At 66.7% G+C, this 15,729-nt stretch carries 16 protein-coding genes; 8 read left to right on the forward strand and 8 right to left on the reverse strand.

Annotated elements, in window-relative coordinates; genetic code table 11:
* Window positions 1-120 precede the first annotated feature (120 nt).
* From AU193_RS21525 to AU193_RS21535, 3 genes are all read left to right on the forward strand, one after another.
* On the forward strand, window positions 121-609 hold the full coding sequence (locus AU193_RS21525) for a CAP domain-containing protein (RefSeq protein WP_064424400.1): 489 nt from the start codon (window positions 121-123) through the stop codon (window positions 607-609).
* 161 nt (window positions 610-770) lie between these two features.
* Window positions 771-1,787, forward strand: coding sequence for a diiron oxygenase (locus AU193_RS21530; protein WP_064424401.1), 1,017 nt, complete (start codon window positions 771-773; stop codon window positions 1,785-1,787).
* A gap of 10 nt (window positions 1,788-1,797) precedes the next feature.
* Window positions 1,798-3,474, forward strand: coding sequence for an FAD-dependent oxidoreductase (locus tag AU193_RS21535; protein WP_064424402.1), 1,677 nt, complete (start codon window positions 1,798-1,800; stop codon window positions 3,472-3,474).
* Window positions 3,475-3,479: 5 nt separating this feature from the next.
* Here AU193_RS21535 and AU193_RS21540 read toward each other — a convergent pair whose 3' ends face one another.
* From AU193_RS21540 to AU193_RS21550, 3 genes are all read right to left on the reverse strand, one after another.
* Window positions 3,480-3,932 carry a VOC family protein gene (locus AU193_RS21540; RefSeq protein WP_064424403.1) on the reverse strand — a complete coding sequence of 151 codons (453 nt, stop codon included), beginning with the start codon at window positions 3,930-3,932 and terminating at the stop codon, window positions 3,480-3,482.
* Window positions 3,933-4,126: 194 nt separating this feature from the next.
* Window positions 4,127-4,729 carry a maleylpyruvate isomerase family mycothiol-dependent enzyme gene (locus tag AU193_RS21545; RefSeq protein ID WP_064424404.1) on the reverse strand — a complete coding sequence of 201 codons (603 nt, stop codon included), beginning with the start codon at window positions 4,727-4,729 and terminating at the stop codon, window positions 4,127-4,129.
* Entirely contained in the window at window positions 4,726-5,844 is a 1,119-nt protein-coding gene (locus AU193_RS21550) for a citrate synthase 2 (protein ID WP_064424405.1), read from the reverse strand. Before AU193_RS21550 ends, AU193_RS21545 begins: the two co-directional genes overlap by 4 nt.
* A 116-nt stretch (window positions 5,845-5,960) precedes the next feature.
* Here AU193_RS21550 and pdxH point away from each other — a divergent pair, with 116 nt between their 5' ends.
* The 4 genes from pdxH to AU193_RS21570 all read left to right on the forward strand — a co-directional run bounded on the left by pdxH (window position 5,961) and on the right by AU193_RS21570 (window position 10,257).
* The gene (gene pdxH / locus AU193_RS21555) at window positions 5,961-6,590 is read left to right on the forward strand and encodes a pyridoxamine 5'-phosphate oxidase (RefSeq protein WP_064424406.1); all 630 of its coding nucleotides are present in this window, start codon (window positions 5,961-5,963) and stop codon (window positions 6,588-6,590) included.
* 112 nt (window positions 6,591-6,702) lie between these two features.
* On the forward strand, window positions 6,703-7,353 hold the full coding sequence (locus tag AU193_RS21560) for a TetR family transcriptional regulator (protein ID WP_064424407.1): 651 nt from the start codon (window positions 6,703-6,705) through the stop codon (window positions 7,351-7,353).
* Between the two features lie 96 nt (window positions 7,354-7,449).
* On the forward strand, window positions 7,450-8,757 hold the full coding sequence (locus AU193_RS21565; RefSeq protein WP_082683098.1) for a citrate synthase: 1,308 nt from the start codon (window positions 7,450-7,452) through the stop codon (window positions 8,755-8,757).
* A gap of 75 nt (window positions 8,758-8,832) precedes the next feature.
* Complete coding sequence (locus AU193_RS21570) at window positions 8,833-10,257, forward strand: MFS transporter (protein WP_064424408.1); 1,425 nt, start codon at window positions 8,833-8,835, stop codon at window positions 10,255-10,257.
* A 4-nt stretch (window positions 10,258-10,261) separates the two neighbouring features.
* On the opposite strand, the gene AU193_RS21575 is transcribed toward AU193_RS21570, so the two are convergent.
* The gene (locus AU193_RS21575) at window positions 10,262-11,860 is read right to left on the reverse strand and encodes an NAD(P)/FAD-dependent oxidoreductase (protein WP_082683101.1); all 1,599 of its coding nucleotides are present in this window, start codon (window positions 11,858-11,860) and stop codon (window positions 10,262-10,264) included.
* The gene (locus tag AU193_RS21580; RefSeq protein WP_064424409.1) at window positions 11,857-12,117 is read right to left on the reverse strand and encodes a DUF2630 family protein; all 261 of its coding nucleotides are present in this window, start codon (window positions 12,115-12,117) and stop codon (window positions 11,857-11,859) included. Before AU193_RS21580 ends, AU193_RS21575 begins: the two co-directional genes overlap by 4 nt.
* Window positions 12,118-12,139: 22 nt before the next feature.
* On the opposite strand from AU193_RS21580, the gene AU193_RS21585 reads away from it, so the two are divergent.
* Window positions 12,140-12,523, forward strand: coding sequence for an FKBP-type peptidyl-prolyl cis-trans isomerase (locus AU193_RS21585; RefSeq protein WP_172798384.1), 384 nt, complete (start codon window positions 12,140-12,142; stop codon window positions 12,521-12,523).
* An 80-nt stretch (window positions 12,524-12,603) separates the two neighbouring features.
* Here the strand turns inward: AU193_RS21585 and AU193_RS21590 are convergent, their stop codons facing one another.
* From AU193_RS21590 to AU193_RS21600, 3 genes are all read right to left on the reverse strand, one after another.
* Window positions 12,604-13,947 (reverse strand): HAMP domain-containing sensor histidine kinase, encoded by a 1,344-nt coding sequence (locus tag AU193_RS21590; protein ID WP_064424410.1) that lies wholly within the window; start codon window positions 13,945-13,947, stop codon window positions 12,604-12,606.
* A gap of 16 nt (window positions 13,948-13,963) precedes the next feature.
* Entirely contained in the window at window positions 13,964-14,674 is a 711-nt protein-coding gene (gene prrA / locus AU193_RS21595; protein ID WP_172798390.1) for a two-component system response regulator PrrA, read from the reverse strand.
* Between the two features lie 202 nt (window positions 14,675-14,876).
* Window positions 14,877-15,668 carry a DUF4097 family beta strand repeat-containing protein gene (locus tag AU193_RS21600; RefSeq protein ID WP_064424412.1) on the reverse strand — a complete coding sequence of 264 codons (792 nt, stop codon included), beginning with the start codon at window positions 15,666-15,668 and terminating at the stop codon, window positions 14,877-14,879.
* Window positions 15,669-15,729: the final 61 nt, after the last annotated feature.

A 15,729-nucleotide genomic window follows, 5' to 3' on the forward strand; every position in this document is an offset into this window, starting at 1 on the left:
GGCGCCGCGGGGAGGGTTGCCAAGAGAACTCTGAAAAAGTGGGTAAACGGCCGATATAGAGACCTCGTCGTGTCCATACTGTGACCTGTCGGGGACTGAAGCTCGAGCCCAGGGGGGCGCGTGAACAGTCGCAGAACAAGCTCGGCCCTGATACCTCTGTGTGCGGCGACTCTGGCGGCAGTCGCCCCCATCACCGCCGGCCCGGCCCACGCCGATAGCGCCGACGACGGCGCACTGCTGAACGAGATCAACGCCACCCGCGCGGCGAACGGCTGCGGCCCCGTGGCGGCTAATCCGCAGCTCAACGCTGCCGCTGCCCGGCAGGCCAACGACATGCTGGCCAACAACGTGCGAAGCCACACCGGGTCGGACGGCTCATCGGTCGGCCAGCGCATCGACGCCGCCGGCTACACGACGTACTCCAACGTCGGCGAGATCATCTTCTGGAGCACCGGGGTGAGTGCGGTCCCCGCCGCGGCGGTCGACTGGTGGATGAACAGCCCAGGCCACCGCGCGATCATCACCGACTGCGGCATGACCGAGGCCGGTGTCGCGGTCGTGCGTAACGGCGCCAGGGCCGCCGCGGTCGGCGAGTTCGGCAGCAAATAGCGAATTCTCCCGCACCCCTTCGGGTGTGACGTCCATCACATCGAACCCTAATCGAGCCGGTGTGACACATCTCCCGTCGGGGTATGTTCAGTACGTAGTACCTCCGGTACCGTTGCTGGACATCAGAGGCGCGAATGTAAACCTCATAGGGGAGGCTGAAAATGGCGCGGACTCGAATGGTCAGGCGATGGCGTCGCAACATGGACGTCAGCGACGACGCCGAGTATGTCGACACGCTCACCACACTGTCCGAGGGTTCGGTGCGGCGGAATTTCAATCCGTACACCGACATCGACTGGGATTCCCCGGAATTCGCGGTCACCGAGAACGACCCGCGCTGGGTGCTGCCGGCCACCGACCCGCTCGGCGGACATCCCTGGTATCAGGCCCAGCCGCTGGAGCGGCAGATCGAGATCGGGATGTGGCGGCAGGCCAACGTCGCGAAGGTCGGCCTGCAGTTCGAGATCATCCTGATCCGCGGCCTGACGAACTACGCGTTCTGGGTGCCCAACGGTTCCCCCGAATACCGCTACTGCCTGCACGAGTCGGTCGAAGAGTGCAACCACACGATGATGTTCCAGGAGATGGTGAACCGCATCGGCGCGGACGTGCCGGGCATGCCGCGGATGCTGCGGTGGCTGTCGCCGTTCATTCCGTTGGTCGCGGGGCCGCTGCCGATTCCGTTCTTCTTCGGCGTGCTCGCCGGCGAAGAGCCGATCGACCACACGCAGAAGAACGTGCTGCGCGAGGGTAAGGAGCTGCACCCGATCATGGAGCGGATAATGGCCATTCACGTTGCCGAGGAAGCCCGCCACATCTCCTTCGCCCACGAATATCTGCGCAAGCGTCTGCCGTATCTGAACCGCTGGCAGCGGTTCTGGCTGTCGTGGAACGTGCCGATCATCATGCGGGTGCTGTGCCAGGCGATCATCGTGCCGCCGAAGGCGTTCTGGCGGGAGTTCGACATCCCGCGCTCGGTGCGCAAGGAACTGTTCTTCCGCGCACCCAAGTCGCGGCAGTTCCTGCGCGACATGTTCGGTGACGTCCGGATGCTTTGCCATGACACCGGTTTGATGAACCCATTCGCGAAACTCGTCTGGCGACTTTGCAAGATCGACGGTCCGCCGAGCCGCTACCGCAGCGAGCCCGCTCGCCAGCACGTGGTCGCCGCTGCGTAGGGAAACGCCTGTGCCGCATGTGATCACCCAGTCGTGTTGCAGCGACGGGTCCTGCGTCTACGCATGCCCGGTGAACTGCATCCACCCGACACCCGACGAGCCCGGCTTCGCGACCGCCGAGATGCTCTACATCGACCCCGCGGCGTGCGTCGACTGCGGTGCGTGTGTGTCGGCATGCCCGGTCGGCGCGATATCGCACGATTCGAAGTTGACGCCCGCACAGCTTCCATTCGTCGAGCTGAACGCCGCGTTCTACCCCGAACCGGACGGAAAGCTGCCGCCGACGTCGAAGCTGGCGCCGGTCATCGAGGCGCCGGTGATATACCCCCGCGCGGGCGGGCCGCTCATCGTCGCAGTCGTCGGATCCGGGCCGGCGGCGATGTACGCCGCCGACGAACTGCTCAGCCAACAAGGGGTGCGGGTCAACGTCTTCGAGCGGCTGCCCACGCCATACGGATTGGTGCGCGCCGGCGTCGCACCCGACCACCAGAGCACCAAACGCGTGACCAAACTGTTCGACCGGGTCGCAGCCCAGCCCGGGTTCACCTTCTACCTCAACGTCGAGGTGGGATCGGACGTCACACACGACGAGCTGTTCGAACATCACCACGCCGTGCTCTACGCGGTCGGAGCGCCCAACGATCGCCGGCTCCGCATCGCGGGAATGGATCTGCCGGGCACGGGCACCGCCACCGAGTTCGTGGCCTGGTACAACGGCCACCCCGAATTCGACTCGCTGCCAGTCGATTTGGGTCACGAGCGGGTGGTCATCGTCGGTAACGGCAACGTCGCTCTCGACGTCGCCCGAATCCTCACCACACCGCCGGACGTCCTTGCGGGCACCGACATCTCCGATCACGCGCTCGCTGCGCTGCGTGACTCCAAGGTGACCGAGGTGGTGGTCGCGGCCCGGCGCGGGCCCGCCGACTCGGCGTTCACGCTGCCCGAGCTCATCGGGCTGACGTCGACATGCAAGGTGGTGCTGTCTCCGGGCGACCACGAATTGGTGGACCGCGACCTGGCCGTCGCCGAGGATCGGTTGACCCGCAACAAGCTGGAGATTCTGAGCAAGCTCGGGGATACCTCGGCGCCGGTGACGCGGCCGCGTATCCGGCTGGCCTATCGGCTGACGCCGCACCGCGTCGCGGGCGGCGCCCGCGCCGAGGCGATGGAGTTCACGGTCACCGGCACCGACGAGGTTCGCCGGGTCGACGCCGGCTTGGTGTTGACCTCGATCGGCTACCGCGGCAAGCCGATTCGCGGTCTGCCCTTCGACGAGTCCGCGGCGGTCGTGCCGAACGACGGCGGTCGCGTCGTCGACCCGCGGTCGGGTGCACCCGTTCCCGGCAGCTACGTCGCGGGATGGATCAAGCGTGGGCCGACGGGGTTCATCGGCACCAACAAGTCGTGCGCCGCGCAGACCGTGCACAACCTGGTCGCCGACTACAACGAGGGCAGGTTGCGCGACCCCGTGCACAAGCCAGCCGCCCTCGACAAACTCGTGCGCAGCAGACAACCCGCCATGGTCGACTCCGCCGGGTGGAAGGCGATCGACGCCGCCGAGGTCGCCCGCGGCGGCGACGCCCGGCCGCGCGTGAAGTTCACCGCGGTCGCCGACATGCTGACCGCCGCCGCGGACGCCCCGGTGCCGCTCGGCCGGCGCCTACTCGCCGGCCTGCGCCGGTAACACCGTCACTGCTGCTGCACCGCCTTCTCGATCTCCTCGGGGCTGACATCGCGCACCGGCTGACCCAGCGACCACAGATGGCCGAAGGGATCGCGGAGCTCGCCGTAGCGGTCACCCCAGAACATGTCGTCGAGCGGCATCACGACCGTCGCGCCCGCGTCGACCGCCCGCTGGAACTTGGCGTCGACATCGTCGACCGTCAAGTGGATGGTCACCGGCGAGCCGCCGAGCGCTTCCGGCGTCACCGACTTGCCGTCGTTCATCTCCGGGAAGTCGTCGTTGAGCATCACCAGCGCCCCGTTGACCCGCAGCGCGGCGTGAAACAGTCTCTTGCCGTCCGGTCCTGGGACCCGGCCGAGTTCCTCGGCGCCGAACGCCTCGACGTAGAAGTCGATGGCCGCGGCGCCGTCGCTGACCGTGAGCATGGGGGACACCGCCGGCTGAACTTCGATGGCCATGTGGAGAGCTCCTTTCGATTCGAGTTGCACCCGCGAGCGGGTCGCCAGTACCGACCAGGTGAATGCGCGATAGTCATCGGTACGCCGGCCATGCAACCACCGTCCACCGACAACCCCTAAGAGGTGGATCGCAAGCATGGGATGAGGGCGATCAACCGCTTAGTGCGCCCAGCCCCCGCCCCCGGGACGCGAAATCAGACGATCGAGAACGACGGCGGCAGAGGGTCGCGGCCCGTCAACGCCATCAGCACCGTCTCACCGTGCTGCTCGGCCGCGATGCGTGCCGCCAACTCCAACGCCTCCTGCAACACGGAAGACGGCAGGGTGAACGGAAGACCAACGGCGCGTGCGATATCCAAGCCGTGCACCGCCAGCTCGAACGTCCGCGTCGGCAAGTAGGTCCGCAGCCGGATACCCAGCCCGCCGAGCACCCGGATGAGCGGATCCTCCACCGTCTCCAGCCGCGCCAGTGTCCGGCTCACCAGGTCGGCGGCGGCCGCTGCCGGATCGTCACCGAGGTCGCGTCCGGCCTGCCGGCCTCGCTCGGCCACGTCGGCGGGATCCAGGCCCAGCGCCGTCGGGTTGACGCGCGCGTAGTACTCCTGCGGCGTGGCGATATCCGCGCGGTCGGCGGTCGTCTCGAGGTAGGTGAGCACCGTCGTCAGCGAACGCGACGTATGCCCGACAAGCGAGCGCAGATCCCAGTCGCCCACGCCCGGCCCCGACCACGCGTCGGCGGGGATGCGACCGACCAGGTCCGCAAAACTGTGCGCCGCCGAGGCGAACGTCGTCGTCACGACCGGACGACTCGGTCCCAGCCCTCAACCGACTCGGGGCTGCGCGGCTCGGGCCCCACGTAGATCGCCGACGGACGCACCAACTTGCCCAGGCGCTTCTGCTCGAGGATGTGCGCACACCAGCCGGCGGTGCGGCCGCAGGTGAACATCGCGGGCATCATCGCGGTCGGCACCTGCGCGAAGTCCAGGATCACCGCCGCCCAGAACTCGACGTTGGTCTCGATGGCGCGGTCGGGTCGCCGCTCCCGCAACTCCGTGAGGGCGGCCTGCTCGAACGCCGCGGCGACCTCGTATCGCGGCGCCTCCAGCCGCTTGGCCGTCGCGCGCAGCACCCGGGCCCGCGGATCCTCGGCGCGGTACACCCGATGCCCGAAGCCCATGAGTTTCTCGTTGCGATCGAGGATGTTCTTGACGACCGCGCGGGCGTCGCCCGTCTTCTCGGCCTCCTCGATCATCGGGATCACCCGAGCCGGGGCGCCGCCGTGCAGCGGTCCGCTCATCGCACCGATCGCCCCGGACAGGGCGGCCGCGACGTCGGCGCCCGTCGACGCGATCACGCGGGCAGTGAAGGTCGAGGCGTTCATACCGTGCTCGGCGGCGCTGACCCAGTAGGCGTCGATGGCCTCGACATGCCGGGGATCCGGATCGCCCTGCCATCGGGTCATGAATCGCTCTGTCACCGTTGAGCATTCGTCGATGGTGCGCTGCGGGACCGCCGGTCGGTAGATCCCGCGCGCCGACTGCGCGACATAGGACAGCGCCATCACCGACGCCCGGGCGAGGTGCTCGCGGGCGGTCGCGTCGTCGATGTCGAGCAGCGGGGGATAACCCCAGATCGGGGCCAACATCGCCAGACCGGCCTGGACGTCGACGCGCACGTCGCCGCTGTGGATGGGAAGCGGGAACGGTTCGGCAGGCGGCAGACTGTTTCCGAACCTGCCGTCGACCAGCAGCGCCCACACGTCACCGAAGGTCACCCGCTGGGCGACCAGGTCCTCGATGTCGACGCCGCGGTACCGCAGCGCGCCGCCGTCCTTGTCGGGTTCGGCGATCTCGGAAGTGAAGGCGACGACGCCTTCGAGGCCGGGTACGAAGTCGTCAGGCACCGCGCTCATGGCCAGATTCTCGCACCTGCCGGACGGCGCTCATCTGGCGGTTGCCGGCACGACGGCAGCCGTTGTGGGCGTAGCGTTGTCGCGTGGCGGAGGTAGGCCCGGAACGCTTGGCGAGGATGCGCGTGGAATACGGCTCGGTGGAAAAGGACGGCAGTCCCGATCTGGACGTCGATTGGCTGGCCGACGGCTGGGTTACGTTGCTGCGCAAGTGGTTAGCCGATGCCGAGCGCGCCGGTGTCGCCGAACCCAACGCGATGGTCGTCGCCACGGTCGACACACTCGGACGGCCCGTCACCCGGTCGGTGTTATGCAAGAGCGTCGACGACACGGGCATCACGTTCTACACCAACTACGACTCCGACAAGGGCGATCAATTGGCGGCGACGCCGTACGCGTCGGCCACCTTTCCCTGGTACCTGATCGGGCGCCAGGTCCACGTCCGCGGTTCGGTGACGAAGGTGTCGGCGCAGGAGACGGCCGAGTATTGGTCGAAGCGGCCGCGGGGGTCGCAGTTGGGCGCCTGGGCGTCGTACCAGTCGAAGCCGATCGCCTCCCGCGCGGCGCTGCTGCAGCAATTGGCCGAGGTGACGCAGCGGTTCGAAGGTCACGACACGGTGCCTGTGCCGCCGAACTGGGGTGGCTATCTGATCGCCGCGGAGATCGTCGAGTTCTGGCAGGGCCGGGAGAACAGGGTGCACAACAGGATTCGCGTTCAGGACGGTCGCATCGAGCGCCTCCAGCCCTAGGCGCCGGAGTTCGCCACCGCGATACACCGATCCGAAACGCTGACGTTGTTCGTGTTCGCGAAGCCGGCGATTTCTTAGCTCCTTCATAGGTTCGGCGGTTAGGATCACCTTCGTGCCTGACGGTAGGGGGGCGCAGACCCTCGGGCTGCGCGAGCGCAAGAAGCAGCGCACGCGTGCGACTCTCATCGACGCCGCCGTGGAACTGTGTCACGAACAGGGTTTCGACAACACCACCGTGGACCAGATCGCCGCGGTGGCCGACGTGTCACCGCGGACTTTCAGCCGCTACTTCCCGACCAAGGACTCCATCGCGCTGGCCCTGGTCGACGAAATCGTCGACGAAGTCGCTACCGAACTGATCCGCCAACCCGCCGAGCTCAATCACTTGGAGGCGATTCTGCGCGCCTACGTCGCGATGGGCGAGGCGGCCAAGCGTGCCGGACCCGAGGACCTGCGAGCCGAGCGGGTGCTGTGCATCGCCCGGATCGTCTTGTCGTCGCCGACGCTGCGACAGGTCAGCGTCGAATTTCGGGGCAACACGCTCGAGCGTGCGCTCGCCAGGCGCATGGGGCTCGATCTGACCGACCGTCGGGTCAAGCTGGCCTCGGCGACGTGGAGTGCGGTGCTCATGACGGCGCTGACCGACGTCGTGCCGGTCAACAGCGATTGGTCACAGGTGTCCCTCGACGACCTGATCGATCGCTTGGAGACGGTCTTTGCGGAGTTCACCGGCTTGTTGGGTAATCTGCGGCAGCCCGTCTGAACAACTGACCGCCCCCGGCGGGGCACGCGTGCAGGAATGGGACTACCTTTTGTAGAGCAATGTCCGAATACTCCCAGCAGCGACGAAGGGAACCTCGTGGCCGATAACGCGAAGAGTGGGGAAGGGCAGGCCACCCTCTCCTACCCCGGTGGCACGCTCGACCTTGACATCGTTTCCGCCACCGAAGGCGCCGACGGCATCGCGCTGGGTTCACTTCTGGCCAAGTCCGGCTACACGACCTTCGACGAGGGCTTCGTCAACACCGCATCGACCAAGAGCGCGATCACCTACATCGACGGCGACGCGGGCATCCTGCGCTACCGCGGCTACCCGATCGAGCAGCTCGCCGAGAAGTCGAACTTCATCGAGGTGAGCTACCTGCTCATCTACGGTGAGCTGCCCACCAAGGATCAGCTGGCGGAGTTCACCACCCGGATTCAGCGGCACACCCTGCTACACGAGGACCTCAAGCGGTTCTTCGACGGCTTCCCGGCCAACGCCCACCCGATGCCGGTGCTGTCCAGCGCGGTCAACGCGCTGTCGACGTACTACGAGGATTCGCTCGACCCGTTCGACGACAACCAGGTCGAGCTCTCGACGATCCGGCTGCTGGCCAAGCTGCCGACCATCGCGGCGTACGCCTACAAGAAGTCCGCGGGCCAGCCGTTCCTGTACCCGGACAACTCGCTGACGCTGGTCGAGAACTTCCTGCGCATGACGTTCGGCTTCCCGGCCGAGCCCTACGAGGTGGATCCCGAGATCGTCCGCGCGCTCGACATGTTGTTCATCCTGCACGCCGACCACGAGCAGAACTGCTCGACGTCGACGGTGCGGCTGGTCGGCTCGTCGCAGGCCAACCTGTTCACGTCGATCTCCGGCGGCATCAACGCGCTGTGGGGCCCGCTGCACGGCGGCGCCAACCAGGCGGTGCTGGAAATGCTGGAGAAGATCCGCCAGGCCGACTTCGACGTCCACGAGTTCATCAAGAAGGTGAAGAACCGCGAGGACGGCGTGAAGCTGATGGGCTTCGGTCACCGCGTCTACAAGAACTACGACCCGCGTGCTCGCATCGTCAAGGAGCAGGCCGACAAGATTCTCGGCAAGCTCGGCGGCGACGACGAGATGCTGGATATCGCACGGACTCTCGAGGAAGCCGCGCTCACCGATGACTTCTTCATCGAGCGCAAGCTCTACCCGAACGTCGACTTCTACACCGGCGTGATCTACCGGGCGATGGGTTTCCCGACGCGGATGTTCACCGTGTTGTTCGCGCTCGGCCGGCTGCCCGGCTGGATCGCGCACTGGCGCGAGATGCACGACGAGGGCAGCGGCAAGATCGGCCGTCCGCGCCAGATCTACACCGGCTACACCGAGCGCGACTACGTCGACCCCGACAAGCGCTGACCTCCTTTTCGCCGAACGTGGATTACCCGCACACGTTCGGCGCTCGAAGCGTGGCGTAACCCCACACTCGGCGTCGTGAACGAGTCGCTGAGCTCCCGGCGCAAGGCCGTCATCCTGGTGACGTGCTGCCTGAGCCTGTTGATCGTGTCGATGGACGCGACGATCGTCAACGTCGCGATACCCAACATTCGCGCCGATCTTGATGCCACCGGTTCCCAGCTGCAGTGGGTGATCGACGTCTACACGCTGGTGCTGGCGTCGCTGCTGCTGTTGTCGGGAGCGGCCGCGGACCGGTTCGGCCGGCGGAGCACGTTCCAGATCGGGCTGACGGTGTTCGCGTTAGCGTCGCTGCTGTGCAGCCTGGCGCCGAACATCGAGACCCTGATCGCCGCCCGCTTCCTCCAAGCGATCGGCGGATCGATGATGAACCCCGTCGCGATGTCGATCATCACGCAGGTGTTCACCGGCCGGGTGGAACGGGCCCGGGCCATCGGCGTGTGGGGTGGCGTCGTCGGGATCTCGATGGCCGCGGGGCCGATCGTCGGCGGCGCACTCATCGAGTGGATCAACTGGCGCGCGGTGTTCTGGATCAATCTGCCGATCTGCGCGCTGGCGATCCTGCTGACGGTCATCTTCGTTCCGGAGTCGAAGTCGGCGACGATGCGCGACGTCGATCCGATCGGACAGGCCCTGGGCATGGCGTTCCTGTTCGGCCTCGTCTTCGTGCTCATCGAGGGCCCGGTGATGGGGTGGGGCGATGGAAAAACCGTCGCGGTGGCGGTGGCCTCTGCGCTGGCTTTCGCAGGCTTCGTCGCTTACGAGCGCCGTCGCCACGACCCGTTCATCGACCTGAGGTTCTTCCGGAGCATCCCGTTCGCGTCGGCGACGATGATCGCGGTGTGCGCGTTCGCGTCCTGGGGGGCGTTCCTGTTCATGATGTCGCTGTACCTGCAGGACGAGCGTGGTTTCTCGGCGTTCCACACCGGGCTGATCTATCTGCCGATAGCCGTTGGGGCGCTGGTGTTCTCGCCGGTGTCGGGTCGGATGGTGGGGCGGTTCGGCGCTCGGCCGTCGTTGTTGGTATCGGGTGTGCTGATCACGGCCGCGACGGTGATGCTCGCTCAGCTGTCGGCGGCGACGCCCGTTTGGGAGCTGCTCGTGATCTTCGCCGTCTTCGGTATCGGATTCTCGATGGTCAACGCCCCGGTGACCAACGCGGCGGTCAGCGGTATGCCGACCGATCGGGCAGGCGCCGCGTCGGCGATTGCCTCGACCAGCAGGCAGGTCGGCGTGAGTATCGGTGTGGCCCTGTGTGGTTCGGTTGCAGGCGGCGCGCTGGTCGCGACAGGTCCCGATTTCGCGGAGGCCACCCGGCCGTTGTGGCTGATCTGTGCGGCACTCGGGGTGGCGATCATCGCGCTCGGCTTCTACTCGACCTCCGGTAGGGCGTTGCGGTCGGCCGATCGACTGGAACCGTTGGTGGCGGCCGATGTCCGGTGATCGACTAACTCTCCAGCACCGCCATCGCGGCGTTGTGTCCGCCGATCCCCGATACTCCGCCTCCACGACGTGAGCCCGCGCCACACAACAGAATTCGGTCATGTGAAGTCGCCACACCCCAGCGCTGCGCCGGGGTTTCGAGTGGTTCGTCGTCCTCGGCGAACGGCCACGTCAATGCGCCATGAAAGATATGCCCGCCCGTCATGCGGAGTGAGTGTTCGAGGTCGACCGTCGTCTTCGCCTCGATGCACAACCGGCCCGCCGCATCCTCCATGAGGACATCGTGAATCGGTTCGGCCAGAAGGGAATTCAATGAGTTCAACACCGCCGACGTCAACGTATCCCGCATCCGATCCGGATCACCGGACGACACCAGGTGATGGGGAGTGTGCAAACCGAACACCGTCAACGTCTGTGCCCCGGCGACACGAAGTTCGTCGGACAAGATCGACGGATCGGTCAGCGAGTGACAGTAGATCTCGCACGGCAGCGGGTCCGGCACAGAACCGTGGTTCGCCCGCAGGTAGGCCCGGTCCAACTGGCTGAATGTCTCATTGATGTGGAACGTTCCGCCGAACGCCTGCTCGGGGGTGACCGTGTCGTCGCGCAACCGCGGCAGACGCCGCAGCATGAGGTTCACCTTGACCTGGGCACCCGGCGTCGACTCCGGCGCCGGCTCACCCAGCAAGGCCGCGAGCACCGTCGGAGTCACGTTGGCCAGAACCGCGTCCCCGTGCACGGTGCGCTCGACGCCGTTGTGGTGGTATCGCACGTCGCCGTCCGGATCGATCGCGTATACCTGTGCGCCGCAAGTGATTTCGGCACCGAAACCAGTGGCCGCCGCCGCCAGCGCGCCGCTCACCGCGCCCATCCCGCCGATCGGCACGTCCCAGTCACCGGTTCCGCCGCCCAGCAGGTGGTAGAGGAAGCAGACGTTCTGGATCAACGACGGGTCGTCGAGGCGGGCGAACGTTCCGATCAACGCGTCGGTGGCCATCACGCCGCGCACAACATCGTTGTCCACGGCCGATGCGATGCCGTGACCGATCGGCTCCTCGATCATCAACCGCCATGCGCGGTCGTCGTCCACGAGACGTCGTACTTCGCTGCGGCGGCGCAACGGTTTCAGCAGGGTCGGCCATATCCGCTCGACCAACCCACCGCACCGGCGGTAGAACTCGGCGAAGCCGGCCTCGTCGTCGGCCGCCCCGATCGTATCGAACGTCGACGTGGGGCCGATCAGCAGTCCGGTTCGTCCGCCGGTCGCCGGATCGGGCGTGTACGACGAGTAGCGGCGACGCACCAGGCGCACCCGCGCGCCCAGGTCGTCGACGATGCGCCGCGGCAGCAGGCTGACCAGATAGGAGTACCGCGACAACCGGGCGTCGACTCCCTCGAACGCGTGCGCCGACACTGCGGCGCCGCCGACGTGGTCGAGCCGCTCCAGCAGCCGCACCCGGCGCCCCGCCTTCGCCAGATAGGCCGCCGCGACGAGACCGTTGTGCCCACCCCCGACGACGACGGCATCATATGTCGCCGCCGGAGCGGCTCCGGCGTCATATGTCGCCGCCGAAGCGGCTCCGGCAGCGTAGCTGGGACTCAGTTCAGGTAGCCCTCGACCTCGTCCGGCGGACGCACCTCGGCCTCGCGTGGGTCGCCGCCGGTCTCCCGAAGAGCCCGGCGCTGCCGCAGCAGGTCCCAACACTGGTCGAGCTGCACCTCGACGGCCTTCAGCCGGCGATGCTCCTCGGATTCGTCGATCTCGCGGTTCTGCAGCTTGGCCCGCAGATCCTGCTCCTCGGCGACCAGCCTGTTGACCTGGTCGAGAATGTCGGCATCCGTGTTGAAGTCTTTCGCCATCAACCCAGTCTGCCCGACTACCGTGAGTGCGGTGACGTCAAGTTCAGGGCAGAAGCCCGAAATCGACTTCCCCGACGGCCCTCCGCCCACCGAATTGGTGATCACCGATCTGGTCGTCGGCAACGGGGCTGAAGCGGTGCCCGGCGCCAACGTCGAGGTGCACTACGTCGGCGTGGAGTACGACACCGGCGAGGAATTCGACAGTTCGTGGAACCGCGGCGAGTCGATCGAGTTTCCGCTGCGCGGACTCATCCAGGGTTGGCAGGACGGCATTCCGGGAATGAAGGTCGGCGGTCGACGACAGCTCGTCATCCCGCCGGAGCAGGCCTACGGTCCCGCCGGCGGCGGGCACCGGCTCTCCGGAAAGACGCTGATATTTGTCATCGACCTTCTGGCTACCCGTTGACCAACGCCGAAACTGAACTTGTGCGCGTCAGATGGGCAGCTTTTCGTACAGAAGTTCAGTTTCGGCGCCCAGGCAACCGATCACTGATGGCCGGGCAGGCGTAACAGCAGTCGAGCGCCGCCCAACGGGCTTTCCTCCAAAGACGCTGTGCCGCCGTGCAATTCGGCCTGCTGGGCCACCAGTGCCAGGCCGAGGCCCGAGCCCGACACCGAGGCCGTCGACCCGCGCGAGAACCGTTCGAACACGATCGAGCGCTCCTCCTCGGGAATGCCGACACCGTCGTCGTCGATCGCGATCTCCACGCCCGCGCGCGAGCTGACTGCCGACAGTTGCACGCGTGTGGCACCGCCGTGCTTAACGGCGTTGGCGATCGCGTTGTCGACCGCCAACCTCAGACCGGCGGGCAGGCCCACGATGATGATCGTCGGCGCAGGAACCAACGACACGTCCAGATCGGGATAGACCCGCATCGCGTCGTGGGCGGCGCGGTCGAGCAACTCGGTGATGTCGACGGGCACGTGGTCGTCGGCGGTCGACAGCTCGCCTTGCGCCAGTCGCTCCAACGCGCTGAGCGTGGCCTCGATGCGCGACTGGGTCCGGATCACGTCGTTGACCACTTCTTTGCGCTGGTCCTCGGGCAGGTCAAGGGTCGACAGCACCTCGAGGTTGGTCCGCATCGCGGTCAACGGCGTGCGCAGTTCGTGTGCGGAGACCGAGGCGAAGTCGCGGGCCGACGCCAGCGCGGCCTTGGTCCGGTCCTGTTCCTTCCACACGCGTTCGACCAGGCCCTTGACCGCCTCGGCGATCTCGACGGCCTCGGTGGCGCCGCGCACCTCGACGTCGGGATCCTCGTCACCGGTGTCGATCTGGCGGGTCTGTTGCGCCAGGCTCTTGAGCGGACGCACCGCGAACGCGGCCAGTACCCAGCCGAACACCGAGGCGGCGCCGACGGCGAACACGCAGATGATGATCACCCGCCGGTGCAGGTTGTTGGTGTCGGCGATGGTGGCGTCGTAGGTGGCGCCGACGGCCACCGACATCGGCCCGGGGTAATAAGGGATGTCGACGGTGCGGACCCGGTAGCGCACACCGTCGACGTAGGTGTCGGCGTATCCGGGTTCGAGCTGCGGGAGAACCACGTGGGAGTTGGACGTCACCTCGTTCCCGCGGTGAACGGTGATGACGGCGTCCTGGTTGGTCGGCGACTTGGGTATCTCGTCCAAGCCGCGCGGCAGGAACGGGATCGCGAAGCCGGCGGCCTCGTCGAGCCGGCGGTCGAGGCGTTCCTTGCGGTCGTTGGTGATACCGACCCAGACGACCGTCCCGACGATGACGACGACGATTGCCGCGCCGATCGCGGTGGCCAATGCGACGCGGGTGCGCAGCGACGGGGTTCGGCGGAAGATCCGCGACAGCAGGCTCATGGGGTCTTCATCGAGGTCACTGCGTCCTCAGCACGAACCCCACTCCGCGGACGGTGTGCAGGAGCCGGGGGGCACCGCCCGCTTCGAGCTTGCGGCGCAAATAGCCGATGAAGACGTCGACGACGTTGGTGTCGGCGGCGAAGTCGTAGCCCCAGACGAGTTCGAGCAGCTGCGCGCGTGACAACACGGCGGTCTTGTGCTCGGCCAGCACCGCGAGCAGGTCGAACTCGCGCTTGGTCAGGTCGACGTCGACGCCGTTGACGCGGGCACGGCGGCCCGGGATGTCGACCTCCAAAGGCCCGACCTGGATGGTCTCCGACGAGAACGTCGCCGTGGACCCGCGCCGACGCAGCAGGGCCTTCACCCGGGCCACCAATTCGGCGAGCACGAAGGGTTTGACCAGGTAGTCGTCGGCGCCGGCCTCCAGACCGGCGACCCGGTCGTCGACAGAACTGCGGGCGGACAGCACGCAGACCGGCACGTCGTTGTCCATCGCGCGCAGTGCGGTGACCACGCTGACGCCGTCGAGCACCGGCATGTTGATGTCCAGGACGATCGCGTCCGGCCGCGTTTCGGTCGCACTGCGCAGCGCCTCGGCGCCGTCGACGGCGGTGGCCACCTGGAATCCCGACAGCCGCAGCCCGCGCTCGAGCGAGGCGAGCACGTCGGGGTCGTCGTCGACCACGAGCACCCGGGGTGAGGCTCCGCCGCTGTCCATATAGGCAATATTGCCTGACGCCGCGTAGGAAATGCGGGAGGCCGTGCGAACGGAGACGCCGGAGCCGCCTGCGACATGTCCGGAGCGACGGACGCGACCAGTCGGCAACCGCTGTTGATTAGCCGCCAAACGTATGGTTTGCCGGACTTCTGCCAAACCTTTGCTGCAAAGGGTTTCGACTTCGCCGAGCGCGACGTTGGAGCCGACCGTCTCAGCCCAGTTCGGTGATCCGCACATTGCCGCTCGTCGAGCTGGCCTTCACGGCAGGCGCCTCCCGATCGTCGGTCTCCGGCACGGTAACCGTCTCGCCATGCAGTCGCTCGGATCGGGCATGCACTCGATATGGCCCAGGGCCGGGCAACCTCAAGTCGATGTCGCCGCCGGCAGATACTTCCGTATTGTGCGGCGCCGCAGAGAAGTCCACCGAGATGTTGCCGGATTCGACTGTTGCACTGAAGGACTCGGCAACGGCGATTCTGGCGCTGGTCTTGACGGCACCGTGGAGGACGTGGACATTCATCGCGCGGGCCGAGCCGTCGAGAGTGACGTCGCCGTCATCGGTTTTCGCGGTCAGCCGATCGAGGTCGGCATCTGCGAACAGCGATCCGGTTCGGTGGTTGATCGTCACGCTCATGTCTTGTGCGACATCGGGCGAAAGGATGACTTTCATCTCGCCGAGAGTGTCCAACCAGAAGTAGCCGGATCTGTAGTCGCCGAACGTGACCCGGGTGTCGACATCGTCGCTCTCCACCGTCAGCTCGTTGTGATCGCTCCTCACCAACATGCGCAGGTCGATCCGGGACTCGGTGGCGTCGGCATCGGTGCTCAAGCGGACGGGCACCGAAACGTTCCCCGTGTCGATGGTCAGCGATCGCATGTCCGCTGGCAATGGGTGTGAAAAGATGACGACGCGACTGGTGGCGAGCCCGAACGCGAGAATCCCGAGGCCGCCCAAGGTGCCGACGGACACCAACACTGCGATCGTGACGAGGACGACACGCATCACAGTTCGGGGGTCGAGGCGGGACATCAGGGGCGGCAGAGGAGCTGCCCCGGGGGGACTA

Source organism: Mycobacterium sp. GA-1285 (assembly GCF_001499905.1).
Lineage (GTDB): Bacteria > Actinomycetota > Actinomycetes > Mycobacteriales > Mycobacteriaceae > Mycobacterium.